The sequence below is a fragment of the Streptomyces incarnatus genome, from assembly GCF_001027185.1.
In the GTDB taxonomy this organism is placed as follows: domain Bacteria; phylum Actinomycetota; class Actinomycetes; order Streptomycetales; family Streptomycetaceae; genus Streptomyces; species Streptomyces puniciscabiei.
Genome location: NZ_CP011497.1, coordinates 4,350,340 through 4,366,415 on the forward strand (window position 1 = coordinate 4,350,340; position 16,076 = coordinate 4,366,415).

Genomic DNA, 16,076 nt, shown 5'->3' on the forward strand with positions numbered 1-16,076 from the left:
GTGTGTACGAGTGAGGCCCTGAGTGGGTCTCACGTGGCGGTGTCGCCGGGCGTATCCGTGCGGGGGGTGTCCCCGCGACGGGGCAGGCCGCCCGTCGATCCAGTGGTGGTGTCCTGCTGAGCGGGCCCCCCGGACGCGGAACCCTTGAGATCCCGCCCGGCCCGCTCGCTCTCGATGAGCTCGTTCAGCCAGCGCACTTCGCGCTCCACGGACTCCATCCCGTGGCGCTGGAGCTCGAGTGTGTAGTCGTCGAGGCGCTCCCGCGTGCGCGCCAGGGAGGCACGCATCTTCTCCAGGCGCTCCTCCAGGCGGCTGCGCCGGCCCTCCAGCACGCGCATGCGCACATCGCGCGACGTCTGCCCGAAGAAGGCGAAGCGTGCGGCGAAGTGCTCGTCCTCGTACGCGTCGGGGCCGGTCTGCGAGAGCAGCTGCTCGAAGTGCTCCTTACCATCTGCCGTCAATCGGTACACGATCTTCGCTCGGCGTCCGGCGAGAGGAGCGGGGTCCTCATGGGCGCTGCCCGGTTCCTCGATCAACCAGCCGTTGGCGACCAGCGTCTTGAGGCAGGGATACAGCGTTCCGTAGCTGAACGCCCGGAACACACCCAGGGACGTGTTGAGTCGTTTGCGCAGCTCATAGCCGTGCATCGGGGACTCGCGCAGCAGGCCGAGCACGGCGAACTCGAGGATGCCGGAACGTCGGCTCATCGTCGCCTCCTCTCGGTCCCGCTGATCGCTCAGGCGGGTCTCGCAGTGCCTCTCAGCGTCTTTATCTCGCGCTGATGTATCGACTCGATACATCAAGACGATAGAACGACCGTCCGCAGGCGACAAGAGGGACGGTGGTGAACGGGATCACATCACCGATTCATACGGTGCGGGTTGCCTGTTTTGGGGTGAACTTCGGGGCTCGGCGGGTTTTGGTGGTGCGTAGTCTGTGCGGCATGCAATCCACCGGGAACCAAGTGACGCCCGGGGAGCGTCGTCGTCCCCGGTGCAGTACGGGTGAATGCGGGACCGACCACATCCGTACTTCGGGGGGACCGGAAACCAGCCGCCGTTCCAGGCGCGCACGGGTGCGCCTGCCCGAGGAGTAATCGTTCGATGAGCGAGCACCGTCGCAAACCGCCGCAGCCGCAGGGAGGCGGACGTGCCGCGGCCCGACGCGGCCAGTCCGGTTCGTCCTCCGGTCGCCGTGCGGCACCGCGAGGCGCCACCGGGTCTCCAGCCGACTCCTATGGGCCCAGTTCCTATGGGTCGGGTGCCAGCGGTCCGGGAGGTGAGGAGCGTGCCTACGGCGGCCGTGCCGAGGCCCGCCGAGCGGCACAGAGAGGAAGCCGCCGCAGAGGCGCGGACAACGCCGGTCCGGGCGGCCGGCGCGACGCTCCCGGCGGCCCGAACGGTCCCGGGCGCGGCAGAGGCCGCGCGTCGACCGCTCCCGGCAGGAAGCGGCTGATCGACTACCCCCGGGCCGGAAAGTACGGCTGGCGCCGCTGGGTGCCGTCCTGGAAGCTCGTCTCCGGGCTGTTCATCGGCTTCATCGGCAGCCTGGTCGCGCTGGTCGGTGTGGGCTACGCGATGGTCTCGATCCCCAACGAGAACGACGCCGCCAAGTCCCAGAACAACGTCTACTACTGGGCCGACGGCAAGCAGATGGTGGCCACCGGTACCGGCGTCAACCGGCAGAACGTCGACATCTCCCAGATTCCCGACGCCATGCAGTGGGCCGTGATCTCGGCCGAGAACAAGAGCTTCTACCAGGACTCGGGTGTGGACCCCCAGGGTCTGCTGCGCGCCGTGGTCAACATGGCGCGAGGCGGCCAGACCCAGGGTGGCTCGACGATCACCCAGCAGTACGTGAAGAACACGTACCTGAGCCAGCAGCAGACCCTCACGCGTAAGTTGAGGGAGATGTTCATCTCCATCAAGGTGGGGACGAAGCTCGACAAGAAGCAGATCCTGCAGGGCTACCTGAACACCTCGTACTTCGGCCGGGGCGCGTACGGCATCCAGGCGGCCGCGCAGACGTACTACGGCAAGAACGCCGTGGACCTCACGCCGAGCCAGTGCGCCGTGCTCGCGGCGCTGCTCAAGGGCCCGACGTACTTCGACCCCGCGGGCAACGCGGACCTCGACCAGTCGGCGACCGCGGATGCCAACAAGAAGCGTTCGATGGGTCGCTGGGCCTGGATCCTCGAGCAGATGCACAACGACCACCACCTGACCGACGCCCAGTACCAGGAAGCCAAGGCGCACTACCCCATGCCCGACGGCCGCAAGGCGACCAGAGGCATGACCGGCCAGATCAGCTACCTGGTCGACACGGCGAAGAAGTACGTGCTCGCGCACTCCGACATCACCGAGGCGCAGTTCGACCGCGGCGGCTACCAGATCTACACGACCTTCCAGAAGGACAAGGTCAACGAGCTGACCGCGGCCGTGAAGAAGGTCCAGGCGACACGCCTCGACCCGAAGCATCGCAGCCTGGACAAGTACGTGCAGTTCGGCGCCGCCTCGGTGAAGCCCAAGGACGGTGCGATCGTCGCCCTCTACGGCGGTGACGGCTACGAGAACGGCCACTTCACCAACAACGCCGACACCTCGGGTGTCCCCGTCGGTTCGACGTGGAAGCCGTTCGTGCTGGCCGCGGCCATGAAGTACGGAACGTACAACTCGAACGGCGTCGGTGTCTCGCCACTGAGCAAGTACAACGGCGATGACCACCTCAAGGTCCGCAAACCGGACGGGTCGTACTACCTCAACAAGGACAACTCGACCTTCTATCAGAACAACGAGTCTCCTTACCCGTGGGGGTACATCACCCTTCGCAAAGCGATGGAGCAGTCCATCAACACGCCGTTCGTGCAGCTCGGTGTCGATGTGGGAATGACGCACGTCCGGGATGTGGCCAAGGCGGCCGGCATACTCCCCCAGAGCATGTCGGTGGACCTCAACCCGTCGTTCGCGATCGGTACGTCGACTCCGAGCGCGATCCGCATGGCCGACGCCTACGCCACGTTCGCCGCGTCCGGTGAGCAGGCGGACCCGTACTCGGTGACGGCCGTCAAGACCAACGGCGCGGACGCACCCAGCTTCGTCAAGCCCAAGCCGGCTCCCAAGGAGGCGATCGACCCGGACATCGCCAACAACGTCACGGACGTCCTGCAGAACGTGATCCAGAACGGTACGGGTCAGAAGGCCAAGGCTCTCGGGCGTACGGCGGCGGGCAAGACCGGTACCACCGACAGCAACAAGTCGGCCTGGTTCGTCGGCTACACCCAGCAGCTGTCCACCTCGGTGGCGATGTTCCGCGAGAACCCGAAGGACCACAAGCTGCTGTCCATGAACGGCACGGCCGGTGTCCCGTCGATCCACGGTGGTGACATCCCGACACTGGTGTGGACCGAGTACATGCAGGCCGCGCTCAAGGGAGCCAATGACCTCGGCTTCCCGAACGCCACCGAGATCGGCAAGGTCCAGGACGAGCCCGGTGCCCCGTCCCCGACCCCGACCGTCAGCATCACGCCGAGCCAGACGCCCAGCGACTCGCCGAGCCCGTCGGCCAGCGAGCCGTCCCCGACGCCCTCGCCGTCGGCGAGCCAGACGTGCAACGGCTGGAGCTGGAAGTGCGACACCACTGGAGGCACGAACACGGGCGGCACCAACGGAGGCACGTCGCCGGCACCCAGCGTCACGGACACGTCCGGGACCGGAGGTAACACCCGGGGCAATGGCAACGGAGGCATCTTCGGTGGTCCCACCGGTTAGCCGCCTGGCCTGACCGGTGGGCGGCCCTATGGTCCGCCAAGGCTGTTTCACGTGAAACATGGGCCGCCGCACCCCCGGGTGCGGCGGCCCTCGGCGTTTTCCCAGAGTCGTACGGCAGGATGTGCCCCATGCCCAGTGCAGAGATGACGCCCGCGAGCATGCACGAGCCCGAGCCCGCGCGGTCCGCCATGGCCGAACCGGTGCGGCCGACCAGTGAGGACGAGCTCGCCCGGGCCGGCAGTGAGCTGATCGGCGGTCCCCTGGGGCGACGTGCCCTGCTCGGCACCTCCTGGTGGACCCCCGTTCGGGTGGTCGCGCTCGTGGCGATCGGCATGTTCGCCCTCGGCCTGGTCCAGAAGGCGCCCTGCTACAACAGCGCCTGGTTCTTCGGCGCGAGCAGCCAGTACACGAAGGCCTGCTACTCGGACATTCCGCATCTCTACCAGGGCCGCGGTTTCGCCGACCATCTCGTGCCGTACTTCGACAGACTCCCGGACGACATGTCCGGCGGCATGAGCTACCTCGAATACCCGGTGCTGACCGGTGTGTTCATGGAGGTGGCGTCCTGGCTGACCCCGCACAGCGGCACCCTCCAGTACCAGGAGCAGTGGTACTGGTTCGTCAACGCCGGGATGCTGTTGGTGTGCGCGGCCGTCCTCGCCGTCTGTGTGGCCCGCACCCACCGCCGGCGCCCGTGGGACGGCCTGCTGGTCGCCCTGGCGCCCGCCCTTCTGCTCACCGCGACCATCAACTGGGACCTGCTGGCGGTGGCGCTCACGGCCGCCGCGATGCTGATGTGGTCCCGGAGCCGGCCGGTCGCCTTCGGCGTCCTCCTGGGCCTCGCCACGGCCGCCAAGCTCTACCCCGTGTTCCTGCTGGGGCCGCTGCTCGTGCTGTGCTGGCGGGCCGGCAAGTGGCGGGAGTACGCCCAGGCCGTGGGCGGCGCGGCGATCGCCTGGCTCCTGGTGAACGCGCCGGTCATGCTCTTCGCCTTCCAGGGCTGGTCGAAGTTCTACACGTTCAGCCAGGAACGCGGCGTCGACTTCGGCTCGTTCTGGCTGATCTGGGCGCAGAACTCCAGCAGTCCGCCGAGCACGGGCTTTGTGAACGCCGCCGCGATGGTGCTGGTGGTGCTGTCCTTCCTCGGCATCGCCGCGCTGGCGTTCACCGCGCCGCGCCGGCCGCGCTTCGCCCAGCTGGCCTTTCTGATGGTGGCGGCCTTCATCGTCACCAACAAGGTCTACTCCCCGCAGTACGTCCTGTGGCTGGTACCGCTGGCGGTCCTCGCCCGGCCCAAGTGGCGTGACTTCCTCATCTGGCAGGCCTGCGAGGTGGCGTACTTCCTGGGCATCTGGATGTACCTCGCCTACACGACCAGCGGCGAAGCCCACAAGGGTCTGCCGACGCACGGCTACCACTGGTCGATCGTGCTGCACCTGGCGGGCACGCTCTACCTGTGCGCCGTCGTCGTACGGGACATCCTCATGCCGGAGCGGGACGTGGTGCGCCGGTCCGGCGACGACGATCCCTCGGGCGGGGTGCTCGACGGCGCACAGGATGTCTTCGTGCTCGGCGCGGCGGCCCATCCGCCGCGGCACGCCGCCCACTTCGAGGGGCCTCAGGTCGACTGGGGGATGCCGGAGCCGCCATCCCCCGAGCACCGTTCGCTCTGAGCGAACGGGCTAACGGAAGGGCATGAAGAAGGCCGTACACGCGGGGTGCGTGTACGGCCTTCTCGCTGTCCTGGGCCGGGCTCAGCGGTCCACGAGCCGGTCGAACTGCGTGGTGGTGTGCCGCAGATGGGCCACCAGCTCGTCGCCGACCTTCGGCTCCGGGGCGTCCGAGGGGATGAACAGGATCGACACCTGCATGTGCGGCGGCTCGGCGAACCAGCGCTGCTTGCCGCCCCAGACGAACGGAGAAAGGTTCCGGTTGACCGTGGCGAGGCCGGCCCGTGCGACGCCCTTGGCGCGTGGCATGACGCCGTGGAGGGCCTTCGGGGCCTCCAGGCCCACCCCGTGCGACGTACCGCCCGCCACGACCACCAGGAAGCCGTCGGAGGCCGCCTTCTGCTGCCGGTAGCCGAACCGGTCGCCCTTGGCCACGCGCGTGACGTCCAGAACGGCGCCGCGGTACTCGGTGGCCTCGTGGTCCCCCAGCCACAGCCGTGTGCCGATGCGGGCGCGGAACCGGGTCTGCGGGAACTGCTGCTGGAGCCGGATGAGTTCATCGGCCTTGAGATGGCTGACGAACATCGTGTGCAGCGGCAGCCGGGCCGCGCGCAGGCGGTCCATCCAGCCGATGACCTCCTCGACCGCGTCCGATCCGTCGGTGCGGTCCAGCGGCAGATGGATGGCGAAGCCCTCCAGCCGGATGTTCTCTATGGCCTGGTGCAGCTGGGGAAGGTCCTGCTCACTGATGCCGTGGCGCTTCATCGAGGACATCACCTCGATGACGACACGTGCGCCGACGAGGCCGTACACACCGTCGACCGACGACACCGAGCGCACCACCCGGTCGGGCAGCGGCACGGGCTCCTCGCCGCGCCGGTACGGCGTCAGCACCAGCAGGTCACCGCTGAAGAAGTCCTTGATGCGCGCGGCCTCGTAGGTCGTGCCGACGGCGAGCAGGTCCGCGCCCAGCCGCGTGGCCTCCTCGGCCAGCCGTTCGTGCCCGAAGCCGTAGCCGTTGCCCTTGCAGACCGGGACGAGACCAGGGAACTGCTCGTGCACGTGCTTGTGGTGCGCCCGCCAGCGCGCGGTGTCGACGTAGAGCGTGAGCGCCATGGCCGGACCCGGAACCTTTCTCGTGGCTGCGGTGTATCAGGGATGCGGAAGCTGTGAACCCTATGGAATCAAACGCCCGCGGCTCAGCGGCGCGACATGTAGATGTCGAGCGCCTTGTGGAGCAGCTTGTTGAGCGGGAAGTCCCACTCGCCGAGGTACTCGGCGGCCTGCCCGCCGGTGCCGACCTTGAACTGGATCAGGCCGAACAGGTGGTCCGTCTCGTCCAGCGAGTCGGAGATGCCGCGCAGGTCGTAGACGGTGGCGCCGAGCGCGTAGGCGTCGCGCAGCATCCGCCACTGCATCGCGTTCGAGGGCCGGACCTCACGGCCGATGTTGTCGGAGGCGCCGTAGGAGTACCAGACGTGCCCGCCGACGATCAGCATCGTCGCCGCCGAAAGGTTCACGCCGTTGTGGCGGGCGAAGTAGAGCCGCATGCGGTTGGGGTCCTCGGTGTTGAGGGCCGTCCACATGCGCTGGAAGTACGACAGCGGGCGGGGCCGGAAGTGGTCGCGCACCGCGGTGATCTCGTACAGCCGCTGCCACTCGGCCAGGTCCTGGTAGCCGCCCTGGACGACCTCGACGCCGGCCTTCTCGGCCTTCTTGATGTTGCGCCGCCACAGCTGGTTGAAGTTCTTGTGGACCTCTTCCAGGGAGCGGTTGGCCAGCGGCACCTGGAACACGTAGCGCGGCTGCACGTCGCCGAAGCCGGCGCCGCCGTCCTCGCCCTGCTGCCAGCCCATGCGGCGCAGCTTGTCGGCCACCTCGAAGGCGCGCGGCTCGATGAAGTCGGCCTCCATGTCGCGCAGGCGCTTGACGTCCTGGTCCTGGATGCCCTTCTTGATGGTCTCGGCGTTCCAGCGCCGGATGATCACCGGCGGGCCCATCTTCACGGAGAAGGCGCCCTGCTGCTTCAGGTGCGCCAGCATCGGCTGGATCCAGTCGTCCAGATTCGGCGCGAACCAGTTGATGACCGGGCCCTCGGGAAGATAGGCGAGATAGCGCTTGATCTTGGGCAGCTGGCGGTAGAGGACCAGGCCCGCACCGACCATCTCGCCGGTGCGCTCGTCGAACCAGCCGAGGTTCTCCGAGCGCCACTCCGCCTTCACATCGGCCCAGGCCGGGACCTGCATGTGGCTCGCCGCCGGCAGGCTCTGGATGTAGGCCAGATGTTGCTCGCGGCTGATGGTCCTCAGGGTCAGGCTCATGTCGGGGCGCTCCTCGGGCTGGTGTGTCCCCATGGGTACAGGGGCTCCGGCTCTCGCGCCGAAGCCTACTGCGCCGTCCGAGCGCCCCGACTGGGCGTACGGCTCAGAAACCGGGCGTACGGCTCAGAAGAGGCCGCCGAACAATCCGCCGTTCGCCATGCTGATGAGGAAACCGACTCCCGAGGCGCCCATACCGATCACCAGCCCGAAGCGCTCTCGCGTGGTCACCGAGATCCACTGTCCGTAGATGCCCACGAGCAGTCCCACCAGCCCCGCCCACGAGGACAGCAGGTGCAGGCCGTGGAAGAAGCACGTGATGAAGGACAGGACGCCGAGCACGAGCGTGCCCCCCATCAGGGCGTCCTGCAGCGGACGGCGCTTGCCGTCCGTCGCGAAGAGGGAACCGGCGATGTTGGGATGCAATGCCTGTGCCATGGGCACCTCCTGCGGAAGGCGGCGCACAGTAGCGCCGTACACACCCGACGTGTACAGGGTGACGGTCCTCACGGGCGGATTTCAACCGGAAGCGGGTGTGCGGGTAGTCTGTACCGTCTGCACTGGTGTCTGCCCACGCCTGCCCAGGTAACACTGCGGGATCCCTCAGAGGCCCCCGATTGTCAGTGGTGGCCGATACCGTTGCGTACGCATCACAACCCTCCTGCCACGGAACGACCGTGGCCGCTGAGTCCAAAGGAGGTGGGTTCCACATGCGTCACTACGAGGTGATGGTCATCCTCGACCCCGATCTCGAGGAGCGTGCTGTCTCCCCGCTGATCGAGAACTTCCTGTCCGTCGTCCGTGACGGTGGCGGCAAGGTTGAGAAGGTCGACACCTGGGGCCGTCGTCGTCTCGCCTACGAGATCAAGAAGAAGCCCGAGGGCATCTACTCGGTCATCGACCTGCAGGCCGAGCCTGCGGTCGTCAAGGAGCTCGACCGCCAGATGAACCTGAACGAGTCGGTCCTCCGGACCAAGGTCCTCCGCCCCGAGACCCACTGAGCCCTCCCGCTCAGCTGATCTCGGGATTCGAGTAGCAAGCAAGCAGCCAGAGCAAACCCGCCGAGAGGTTCCCCATGGCAGGCGAGACCGTCATCACGGTCATCGGCAATCTTGTCGACGACCCCGAGCTGCGCTTCACCCCGTCCGGTGCGGCGGTCGCGAAGTTCCGCGTCGCGTCCACTCCCCGCACCTTTGATCGTCAGACGAACGAGTGGAAGGACGGCGAGAGCCTGTTCCTGACCTGCTCGGTCTGGCGTCAGGCGGCGGAGAACGTCGCCGAGTCGCTCCAGCGAGGCATGCGCGTCATCGTGCAGGGCCGGCTGAAGCAGCGGTCCTACGAGGACCGTGAGGGCGTCAAGCGCACGGTCTACGAGCTGGACGTCGAGGAAGTCGGCCCCAGCCTGCGCAACGCCACGGCCAAGGTCACCAAGACCGCCGGTGGTGCGCGCGGTGGCCAGGGCGGTTACGGCGGCGGTGGCGGCCAGGGTGGCGGCGGCTGGGGCTCAGGCCCCGGTGGCGGCCAGCAGGGCGGCGGCGCTCCGGCCGACGACCCGTGGGCGACCGGCGCTCCCGCCGGTGGCCAGCAGGGTGGCGGCGGCTGGGGCGGAGGCTCCGGCGGCGGTGGCGGCTACTCGGACGAGCCCCCCTTCTAGGTCCTCGGACCAAGGGCGGGGCCGTACCCCAAACTTCTTGATCACACAGGAGAAACACCATGGCGAAGCCGCCTGTGCGCAAGCCGAAGAAGAAGGTCTGCGCTTTCTGCAAGGACAAGGTCACGTACGTGGACTACAAGGACACGAACATGCTGCGGAAGTTCATTTCCGACCGCGGCAAGATCCGTGCCCGCCGCGTGACCGGCAACTGCACGCAGCACCAGCGTGACGTCGCCACGGCCGTCAAGAACAGCCGTGAGATGGCGCTGCTGCCCTACACGTCCACCGCGCGATAAGGGAAGGGTGACCGACTCATGAAGATCATCCTCACCCACGAGGTCACCGGCCTCGGTGCCGCGGGCGACGTCGTCGACGTCAAGGACGGTTACGCTCGCAACTACCTGATCCCGCGGAAGTTCGCGATCCGCTGGACCAAGGGTGGCGAGAAGGACGTCGAGCAGATCCGCCGCGCCCGCAAGATCCACGAGATCCAGACCATCGAGCAGGCCAACCAGGTGAAGGCCCAGCTCGAGGGCGTCAAGGTCCGCCTGGCCGTCCGCTCCGGCGACTCCGGCCGTCTCTTCGGTTCCGTCACCCCGGCCGACATCGCGTCCGCGATCAAGGCTTCCGGTGGCCCCGAGGTCGACAAGCGCCGCATCGAGCTGTCCGCCCCGATCAAGACCCTGGGCGCCCACGAGACGTCCGTGCGTCTGCACCCCGAGGTTGCCGCCAAGGTCAACATCGAGGTCGTCGCGGCGTGACGCTGCGCTCGGCTTGAGCAGCTGAGAGAGGGGCCGTCCCGCGGGGACGGCCCCTCTTCGCATGCGGCGCCGGCATTCTCTGCGCGCAGACACGGCATGTTTCACGTGAAACCGGGACGGTGTGACCCCGCCGATCCGTTCAGCGGGTGGCGCCGGTGACGATCCAGCGGCCCGAGCGCGTGCGCAGCCACAAGGTCAGCATGCGGATGGTCATCATCAGTGTCATCGCGGCCCACAGCGCGGTGAGACCGCCGCCGAGGGCGGGGACGAGCAGGGCGACCGGAGCGAACACCGCGAGGGTGACGACCATGGCTCCGGCCAGGTACGGCCCGTCACCAGCGCCCATCAGGACTCCGTCCAGTACGAAGACGATTCCGCAGATGGGTTGGGACAACGCCACCATCAGCAGCGCGGGCAGTGCCGCGTCCGTGACCACGGAGTCACCGGTGAACAGCGGCAGGAACAGCGGACGGGCGGCCACCACGAGCAGACCGAGGACCACACCGGCGGCGATGCCCCACTGCACCATGCGCCGGCAGGCCTCACGCGCTCCTTGTGCGTCGTTCGCACCGAGGTGGCGGCCGATGATGGCCTGTCCCGCGATCGCAATCGCGTCGAGAGCGAAGGCGAGCAGGCTCCACAGGGACAGGATGATCTGGTGAGCGGCGATGTCGGCGTCCCCCAGACGCGCAGCGACCGCGGTTGCGATCATCAGGATCGCCCGCAGCGACAGCGTGCGGACCAGGAGTGGAACTCCTGCCTGTGCCGAGGCCCGGATTCCGGTGGCGTCCGGGCGCAGGGAAGCCCCGTGCCGACGGGCCCCTCGTATGACCACGGTCAGATAGACGGCCGCCATGCCGCACTGGCTGATGACCGTGCCCCAGGCCGAACCGGCGATGCCGAGCCCGGCGCCGTAGACGAGTCCCGCGTTGAGGGCGCCGTTGGCGACGAAGCCCGCGACGGCGACATAGAGCGGGGTTCTGTTGTTCTGCAGTCCGCGGAGAACTCCCGTCGCGGCCAGGACGATCAGCATGGCCGGGATCCCCAGGGAGGAGACGCGCAGATACGTCGCGGCGTAGGGGGCTGCGGTCGTGGAGGCGCCGAACAGGTTCACGATGCCGGGAGCCAAGGGAAGGACGACAGCGATGACGGCGATGCCGAGCAGCAGCGCCAGCCAGATGCCGTCCATGCCCTGACGGATCGCAGCCCGCAGATCGCCGGCGCCGACGCGCCGGGCCACCGCGGCGGTGGTGGCGTAGGCGAGAAAGACGAAGACGCTCACCGCGGTGGTGAGCAGGGCCGAGGCGACGCCGAGACCGGCGAGCTGGGCGGTCCCGAGATGGCCGACGATGGCACTGTCCGCCATGACGAAGAGAGGCTCGGCGACGAGTGCGCCGAAGGCCGGGACGGCCAGCGTAACGATCTCTCTGTCGTGCCGCCGTCGTGTGGCCTTGGGTATCGCCGGAGCCTGTGTCATGAGCACTAATCTAATCGTCCACAGGTAAGTGATGCAATGCATGACTGGCCCTTACTCGGTCTCGTGTGGTGTGTCCTTTCGCGCACCGTTCGAAGCGATCTTGACCCGACTGGGGAAGTTTTTCTTCTGCACAGCCGGTGGATGGTAAAGGTACAGGTCAGAGCGATCTTGTGAGTGGGGGCGAGGGCTTGTTCACAGGGCTGTCCACCGGGTCGTGCACAGGTTTCGGCGAGTTCTCCACAGCATCCGGGCCGTCGTCCACATGGCCTGTGGATAACCAGATTGGCTGACGGTGCCGACGGGCCTACCGTTGTCCGGCGCCCGCTCCTTCCCACGGCCCGGAAAGCGTCCCTTCCGCGGCCCGGGAAGCGTCACAGATCCGACGCGTCGGAACCGGAGTTGGGCCTCTCATTTGTCAGTGTCGTGCCGTACAAAAGAGGACACGGCGAGGTCCGCCATGCGGACGGGAGGAGGTGGCTCGGTGAGCATTTCCGAGCCCTTGGACGATCCGTGGGCCGATGCCGGACCCAGTGATCGTCTGCCCGCCTCCCGCCGACGCGGTGAAGGCGGCCGGGGCCGTGACGAACAGCACGACCGAGGCCGGGAGAACGCCTCCTGGGACGGCGGGAGTTCCTCCTTCGAGCGGGTGCCACCCCAGGACCTGGACGCCGAACAGTCGGTGCTGGGCGGCATGCTGCTGTCCAAGGACGCCATCGCCGACGTCGTCGAGATCCTCAAGGGCCACGACTTCTACAAGCCCGCGCACGAGACGATCTACCAGGCGATCCTGGACGTCTACGCCAAGGGCGAGCCGGCCGACCCCATCACCATCGCCGCCGAACTGACCAAGCGCGGTGAGATCAACAAGGTCGGCGGGGCCGCGTATCTGCACGGCCTCGTCCAGACCGTGCCCACGGCCGCCAATGCCGAGTACTACGCGGAGATCGTCCATGAGCGGGCGGTGCTGCGCCGCCTGGTCGAAGCCGGTACGCGCATCACGCAGATGGGATACGCGGCCGACGGCGACGTGGACGAGATCGTCAACCGCGCCCAGGCCGAGATCTACGCCGTCACCGAGCAGCGCACCAGCGAGGACTATCTGCCGCTCGGCGACATCATGGAAGGGGCCCTCGACGAGATCGAGGCGATCGGCTCGCGCAGCGGCGAGATGACCGGTGTGCCGACCGGCTTCACCGACTTCGACTCGCTGACGAACGGTCTGCACCCGGGCCAGATGATCGTCATCGCCGCCCGACCCGCCATGGGTAAGTCGACGCTCGCCCTGGACTTCGCGCGGGCCGCCTCGATCAAGCACAACCTGCCGAGCGTCATCTTCTCCCTCGAGATGGGCCGCAACGAGATCGCGATGCGTCTGCTGTCCGCCGAGGCCCGGGTCGCGCTGCACCACATGCGGTCCGGCACGATGACCGACGAGGACTGGACCAGGCTCGCCCGCCGTATGCCGGACGTCTCGGCCGCACCGCTCTACATCGACGACTCCCCCAACCTGTCGATGATGGAGATCCGCGCCAAGTGCCGGCGCCTGAAGCAGCGCAACGACCTGAAGCTCGTCGTCATCGACTACCTCCAGCTGATGCAGTCCGGTGGCTCCAAGCGTGCCGAGAGCCGTCAGCAGGAGGTCTCGGACATGTCCCGAAACCTCAAGCTGCTCGCCAAGGAGCTGGAGATCCCGGTCATCGCGCTCTCCCAGCTCAACCGTGGCCCCGAGCAGCGCACCGACAAGAAGCCGATGGTCTCCGACCTGCGTGAGTCGGGCTCCATCGAGCAGGACGCCGACATGGTCATCCTGCTGCACCGCGAGGACGCCTACGAGAAGGAGTCCCCCCGCGCGGGCGAGGCCGACCTGATCGTGGCCAAGCACCGTAACGGCCCCACGGCCACCATCACGGTCGCCTTCCAGGGCCACTACTCGCGCTTCGTGGACATGGCCCAGACCTGATCCGGAAGCCGGCCAGGGGAGGACGGCGTCCGCCCGGCAAATGAACTCGACGTCCGCCGCCCCAGCAGCTGAACTGGGCGCATGACTTCACCTCAGGAAGAGCTGCTCCCCGGAACACGCCGTGCCCTGCTGCACCGGATCGCCCTCGCCCAGGCCGAAGGGCGGGCCCCGTCCCTGGCCGCGACCGTGGTGCGGGGCGGGCAGGCCGTGTGGCACGGGGCGCGGACCTCCGTGGACGGGCACGGACCGGACGAGAACGTGCAGTACAGGATCGGGTCCATCACCAAGACCTTCACCGCCGTCCTGGTGATGCGGCTGCGCGACGAGGGCCTGCTCGACCTCGGTGACCCGCTGGAGAAGCATCTGCCCGGCACCGGAGCGGGCGAGGCGACGATCGCCGAACTGCTCGCCCACACCGCGGGGTTGGCCGCGGAGTCGCCCGGTCCGTGGTGGGAGCGGACTCCGGGCACCCTGCGCCCGGAGCTGAGCGATGTGCTCGGCGAGCAGCCCCTGCTGCATCCGGTCGGCCGGCGGCACCACTACTCCAACCCCGGCTACACGGTGCTCGGCGCGCTGGTGGAGGAACTGCGAGGCGCTCCCTGGGAGGAGGTGCTGCACCGCGAGATCCTCGAACCGCTCGGACTGCACCGTACGAGCGCGCGGCCCCAGGCCCCGCATGCCGGTGGCTGGGCCGTCCATCCGTGGGCGGACGCGCTGCTGCCGGAGCCGCTCGAGGACCTGGGCAGGATGGCACCGGCCGGCCAACTGTGGTCGACCACCGGGGATCTGGCGCGGTTCGCCGCGTTCCTGGCCGCGGGTGACGACCGGGTGCTGGGTGCGGAGTCGGTGCGGGAGATGCGCATGCCCGCGGCGCCCGCTGAGGCGGCGGATGTGCTGGACGGGGCCACGTACGGACTCGGTCTGCAGATCCAGCGCCGTGACGGCCGGCTGCTGGTCGGCCACTCCGGTTCGCTGCCGGGCTTCCTGGCGAACCTCACTCTCAGCGTGGAGGACGACGTGGCCGCGGTGGTGCTCGCCAACTGCACCAGTGGTCCGCTGCTGGGAGCGGTCGGGGCCGACCTGGTACGGATCGTCGCCGAGGCCGAGCCGCGGATCCCTGAGCCCTGGCGGCCGCTGCGCGAGGTCGATCCTGCGGTCCTGGAGCTGGCGGGGCAGTGGTACTGGGGGACCAGTGCCTTCGGTCTTCGAGTGACCGCCGACGACCTTCTTGCGCTCGGCCCGCTGACCGGCAGCGGCCGGCGCTCCCGCTTCCGCTCCAACGGTGACGGCACCTGGACGGGACTGGAGGGTTACTTCGCCGGAGAACCGCTGCGGCCGGTACGGCGCCCGGACGGGGCCCTGACCCATCTCGACCTCGGCTCGTTCGTGTTCACGCGGCAGCCGTACGACCCCGAGGTGTCGGTCCCCGGCGGTGTGGACCCGGAGGGGTGGCGGGGCATCGGCTGAGCCTTCATGGCACAGGGGGTGTGTTTCACGTGAAACACACCCCCTGTGGTGTTCCTGGTGTCCGGTGCCGTGTCAGAGCGGCAGTTTGAATCCCTCGTGCGTGGCGCTGAAACCGAGGCGTTCGTAGAAGCGGTGGGCGTCGGTGCGTGTCTTGTCGGACGTCAGCTGCACCATCTGGCAATCCAGCCGACGGGCGGTGTCGATCGCCCACTCGATCAACAGGCTGCCCAGCCCGCTGCCCCGTTCATCCGGGTGGATGCGGACGGCCTCGATGAGAGCGCGGGTCGCGCCCTTGCGGGAGAGCCCCGGAATGATCGTGAGCTGGAGCGTGCCGATCACACGGTCTTCGCGGACGGCGACGACGAGGTGCTGGTTCGGGTCGGCTTCCAGGCGTTCCAGCGCGGCCCGGTACGGGGTCATGTCGTCGGGGGACTCGCGCCGGGCACCGAGCGGATCGTCGGCGAGCATCGCGACGATCGCCGGAAGGTCCTGGTCGGTCGCTCGCCGTATTGCTAGATCTCCCATGTGCGGCACCCTACGCCGGTACGTTGAGTGACTCCACGACCCTTACCAGTGGGGCCAGTTCGGGATTCCTGGAGGCGTCGTCCAGGGCCTCGCGCAGGGCGGCGTCATTGGTGGGACGGGCCTCCTCCAGCAGTCGCAGGCCCGCCTCGGTGACGTTGGTGTAGATGCCGCGCCGGTCGGTGGGGCACAGGTAGCGCTCCAGGAGGCCGCGGTCCTCCAGCCGGGTCACCAGGCGGGTGGTGGCGCTCTGGCTGAGGACGACCGCGTCGGCGACCTGCTTCATCTGCAGATGGCCCCCATCGCCGTCGTGCTGGCGGCTCAGCACGTCGAGCAGCGAGTACTCGCGCACGCTCAGGTCGTGCTTCGCCTGCAGGGCGCGCTCGATGTGCGCCTCGATCCTTCCATGCAGGGCAGAGAGGGCGCACCAGCCCTGGGCGAGGGCAGTGAGCGCGGGGTCCGTCGCTGTCATTGGCGTTC

The 16,076-nt window shown here is 68.2% G+C and carries 15 protein-coding genes; 8 read left to right on the top strand and 7 right to left on the bottom strand.

What is annotated here, in order from left to right:
- Positions 1 to 29: 29 nt before the first annotated feature.
- Positions 30 to 707, bottom strand: a complete 678-nt coding sequence (locus ABB07_RS19435; protein ID WP_208899901.1) for a PadR family transcriptional regulator — start codon at positions 705 to 707, stop codon at positions 30 to 32.
- A gap of 789 nt (positions 708 to 1,496) precedes the next feature.
- On the opposite strand from ABB07_RS19435, the gene ABB07_RS19440 reads away from it, so the two are divergent.
- Together ABB07_RS19440 and ABB07_RS19445 are read left to right on the top strand one after the other, a co-directional pair.
- A complete protein-coding gene (locus ABB07_RS19440; RefSeq protein WP_208899902.1) occupies positions 1,497 to 3,767 on the top strand; it encodes a transglycosylase domain-containing protein in 2,271 nt (756 codons plus the stop codon).
- Between the two features lie 128 nt (positions 3,768 to 3,895).
- Positions 3,896 to 5,440: a glycosyltransferase family 87 protein gene (locus tag ABB07_RS19445; protein WP_208899903.1), complete on the top strand. Its 1,545-nt coding sequence runs from the start codon at positions 3,896 to 3,898 to the stop codon at positions 5,438 to 5,440.
- An 81-nt stretch (positions 5,441 to 5,521) separates the two neighbouring features.
- On the opposite strand, the gene ABB07_RS19450 is transcribed toward ABB07_RS19445, so the two are convergent.
- The 3 genes from ABB07_RS19450 to ABB07_RS19460 form a co-directional block, all read right to left on the bottom strand.
- Entirely contained in the window at positions 5,522 to 6,553 is a 1,032-nt protein-coding gene (locus ABB07_RS19450) for an alanine racemase (RefSeq protein WP_208899904.1), read from the bottom strand.
- An 83-nt stretch (positions 6,554 to 6,636) separates the two neighbouring features.
- Positions 6,637 to 7,758: a peptidoglycan bridge formation glycyltransferase FemX gene (gene femX, locus ABB07_RS19455; RefSeq protein WP_055707478.1), complete on the bottom strand. Its 1,122-nt coding sequence runs from the start codon at positions 7,756 to 7,758 to the stop codon at positions 6,637 to 6,639.
- Positions 7,759 to 7,881: 123 nt separating this feature from the next.
- Entirely contained in the window at positions 7,882 to 8,193 is a 312-nt protein-coding gene (locus tag ABB07_RS19460; RefSeq protein ID WP_208899905.1) for a hypothetical protein, read from the bottom strand.
- Between the two features lie 272 nt (positions 8,194 to 8,465).
- Between ABB07_RS19460 and rpsF the strand changes: the two genes are divergently transcribed.
- The 4 genes from rpsF (at position 8,466) to rplI (ending at position 10,170) form a co-directional block, all read left to right on the top strand.
- Complete coding sequence (gene rpsF / locus ABB07_RS19465; RefSeq protein ID WP_014673750.1) at positions 8,466 to 8,756, top strand: 30S ribosomal protein S6; 291 nt, start codon at positions 8,466 to 8,468, stop codon at positions 8,754 to 8,756.
- A 74-nt stretch (positions 8,757 to 8,830) separates the two neighbouring features.
- Complete coding sequence (locus ABB07_RS19470) at positions 8,831 to 9,409, top strand: single-stranded DNA-binding protein (RefSeq protein WP_208899906.1); 579 nt, start codon at positions 8,831 to 8,833, stop codon at positions 9,407 to 9,409.
- Between the two features lie 59 nt (positions 9,410 to 9,468).
- Positions 9,469 to 9,705: a 30S ribosomal protein S18 gene (rpsR, locus tag ABB07_RS19475; protein ID WP_003949403.1), complete on the top strand. Its 237-nt coding sequence runs from the start codon at positions 9,469 to 9,471 to the stop codon at positions 9,703 to 9,705.
- Between the two features lie 18 nt (positions 9,706 to 9,723).
- Positions 9,724 to 10,170, top strand: a complete 447-nt coding sequence (gene rplI / locus ABB07_RS19480; RefSeq protein ID WP_208899907.1) for a 50S ribosomal protein L9 — start codon at positions 9,724 to 9,726, stop codon at positions 10,168 to 10,170.
- A 139-nt stretch (positions 10,171 to 10,309) separates the two neighbouring features.
- On the opposite strand, the gene ABB07_RS19485 is transcribed toward rplI, so the two are convergent.
- Entirely contained in the window at positions 10,310 to 11,647 is a 1,338-nt protein-coding gene (locus tag ABB07_RS19485) for an MATE family efflux transporter (RefSeq protein ID WP_208899908.1), read from the bottom strand.
- Between the two features lie 481 nt (positions 11,648 to 12,128).
- Here ABB07_RS19485 and dnaB point away from each other — a divergent pair, with 481 nt between their 5' ends.
- Together dnaB and ABB07_RS19495 are read left to right on the top strand one after the other, a co-directional pair.
- Positions 12,129 to 13,607 carry a replicative DNA helicase gene (gene dnaB, locus ABB07_RS19490; RefSeq protein ID WP_208899909.1) on the top strand — a complete coding sequence of 493 codons (1,479 nt, stop codon included), beginning with the start codon at positions 12,129 to 12,131 and terminating at the stop codon, positions 13,605 to 13,607.
- A gap of 81 nt (positions 13,608 to 13,688) precedes the next feature.
- Complete coding sequence (locus ABB07_RS19495) at positions 13,689 to 15,074, top strand: serine hydrolase domain-containing protein (protein ID WP_208899910.1); 1,386 nt, start codon at positions 13,689 to 13,691, stop codon at positions 15,072 to 15,074.
- Between the two features lie 72 nt (positions 15,075 to 15,146).
- Here ABB07_RS19495 and ABB07_RS19500 read toward each other — a convergent pair whose 3' ends face one another.
- A complete protein-coding gene (locus ABB07_RS19500) occupies positions 15,147 to 15,599 on the bottom strand; it encodes a GNAT family N-acetyltransferase (RefSeq protein ID WP_208899911.1) in 453 nt (150 codons plus the stop codon).
- 10 nt (positions 15,600 to 15,609) lie between these two features.
- On the bottom strand, positions 15,610 to 16,068 hold the full coding sequence (locus ABB07_RS19505; protein WP_073887250.1) for a MarR family winged helix-turn-helix transcriptional regulator: 459 nt from the start codon (positions 16,066 to 16,068) through the stop codon (positions 15,610 to 15,612).
- Positions 16,069 to 16,076: the final 8 nt, after the last annotated feature.

Bases quoted from the DNA above. Each gene is read 5' to 3' on its own strand.
- ABB07_RS19470 (WP_208899906.1), top strand. From the start codon at position 8,831: ATGGCAGGCGAGACCGTCATCACGGTCATCGGCAATCTTGTCGACGAC.
- rpsR (WP_003949403.1), top strand. From the start codon at position 9,469: ATGGCGAAGCCGCCTGTGCGCAAGCCGAAGAAGAAGGTCTGCGCTTTC.
- ABB07_RS19450 (WP_208899904.1), bottom strand. From the start codon at position 6,553: ATGGCGCTCACGCTCTACGTCGACACCGCGCGCTGGCGGGCGCACCAC.
- ABB07_RS19435 (WP_208899901.1), bottom strand. From the start codon at position 707: ATGAGCCGACGTTCCGGCATCCTCGAGTTCGCCGTGCTCGGCCTGCTG.
- ABB07_RS19445 (WP_208899903.1), top strand. From the start codon at position 3,896: ATGCCCAGTGCAGAGATGACGCCCGCGAGCATGCACGAGCCCGAGCCC.
- ABB07_RS19505 (WP_073887250.1), bottom strand. From the start codon at position 16,068: ATGACAGCGACGGACCCCGCGCTCACTGCCCTCGCCCAGGGCTGGTGC.
- femX (WP_055707478.1), bottom strand. From the start codon at position 7,758: ATGAGCCTGACCCTGAGGACCATCAGCCGCGAGCAACATCTGGCCTAC.
- ABB07_RS19485 (WP_208899908.1), bottom strand. From the start codon at position 11,647: ATGACACAGGCTCCGGCGATACCCAAGGCCACACGACGGCGGCACGAC.
- ABB07_RS19495 (WP_208899910.1), top strand. From the start codon at position 13,689: ATGACTTCACCTCAGGAAGAGCTGCTCCCCGGAACACGCCGTGCCCTG.
- ABB07_RS19500 (WP_208899911.1), bottom strand. From the start codon at position 15,599: ATGGGAGATCTAGCAATACGGCGAGCGACCGACCAGGACCTTCCGGCG.
- rplI (WP_208899907.1), top strand. From the start codon at position 9,724: ATGAAGATCATCCTCACCCACGAGGTCACCGGCCTCGGTGCCGCGGGC.
- rpsF (WP_014673750.1), top strand. From the start codon at position 8,466: ATGCGTCACTACGAGGTGATGGTCATCCTCGACCCCGATCTCGAGGAG.
- ABB07_RS19460 (WP_208899905.1), bottom strand. From the start codon at position 8,193: ATGGCACAGGCATTGCATCCCAACATCGCCGGTTCCCTCTTCGCGACG.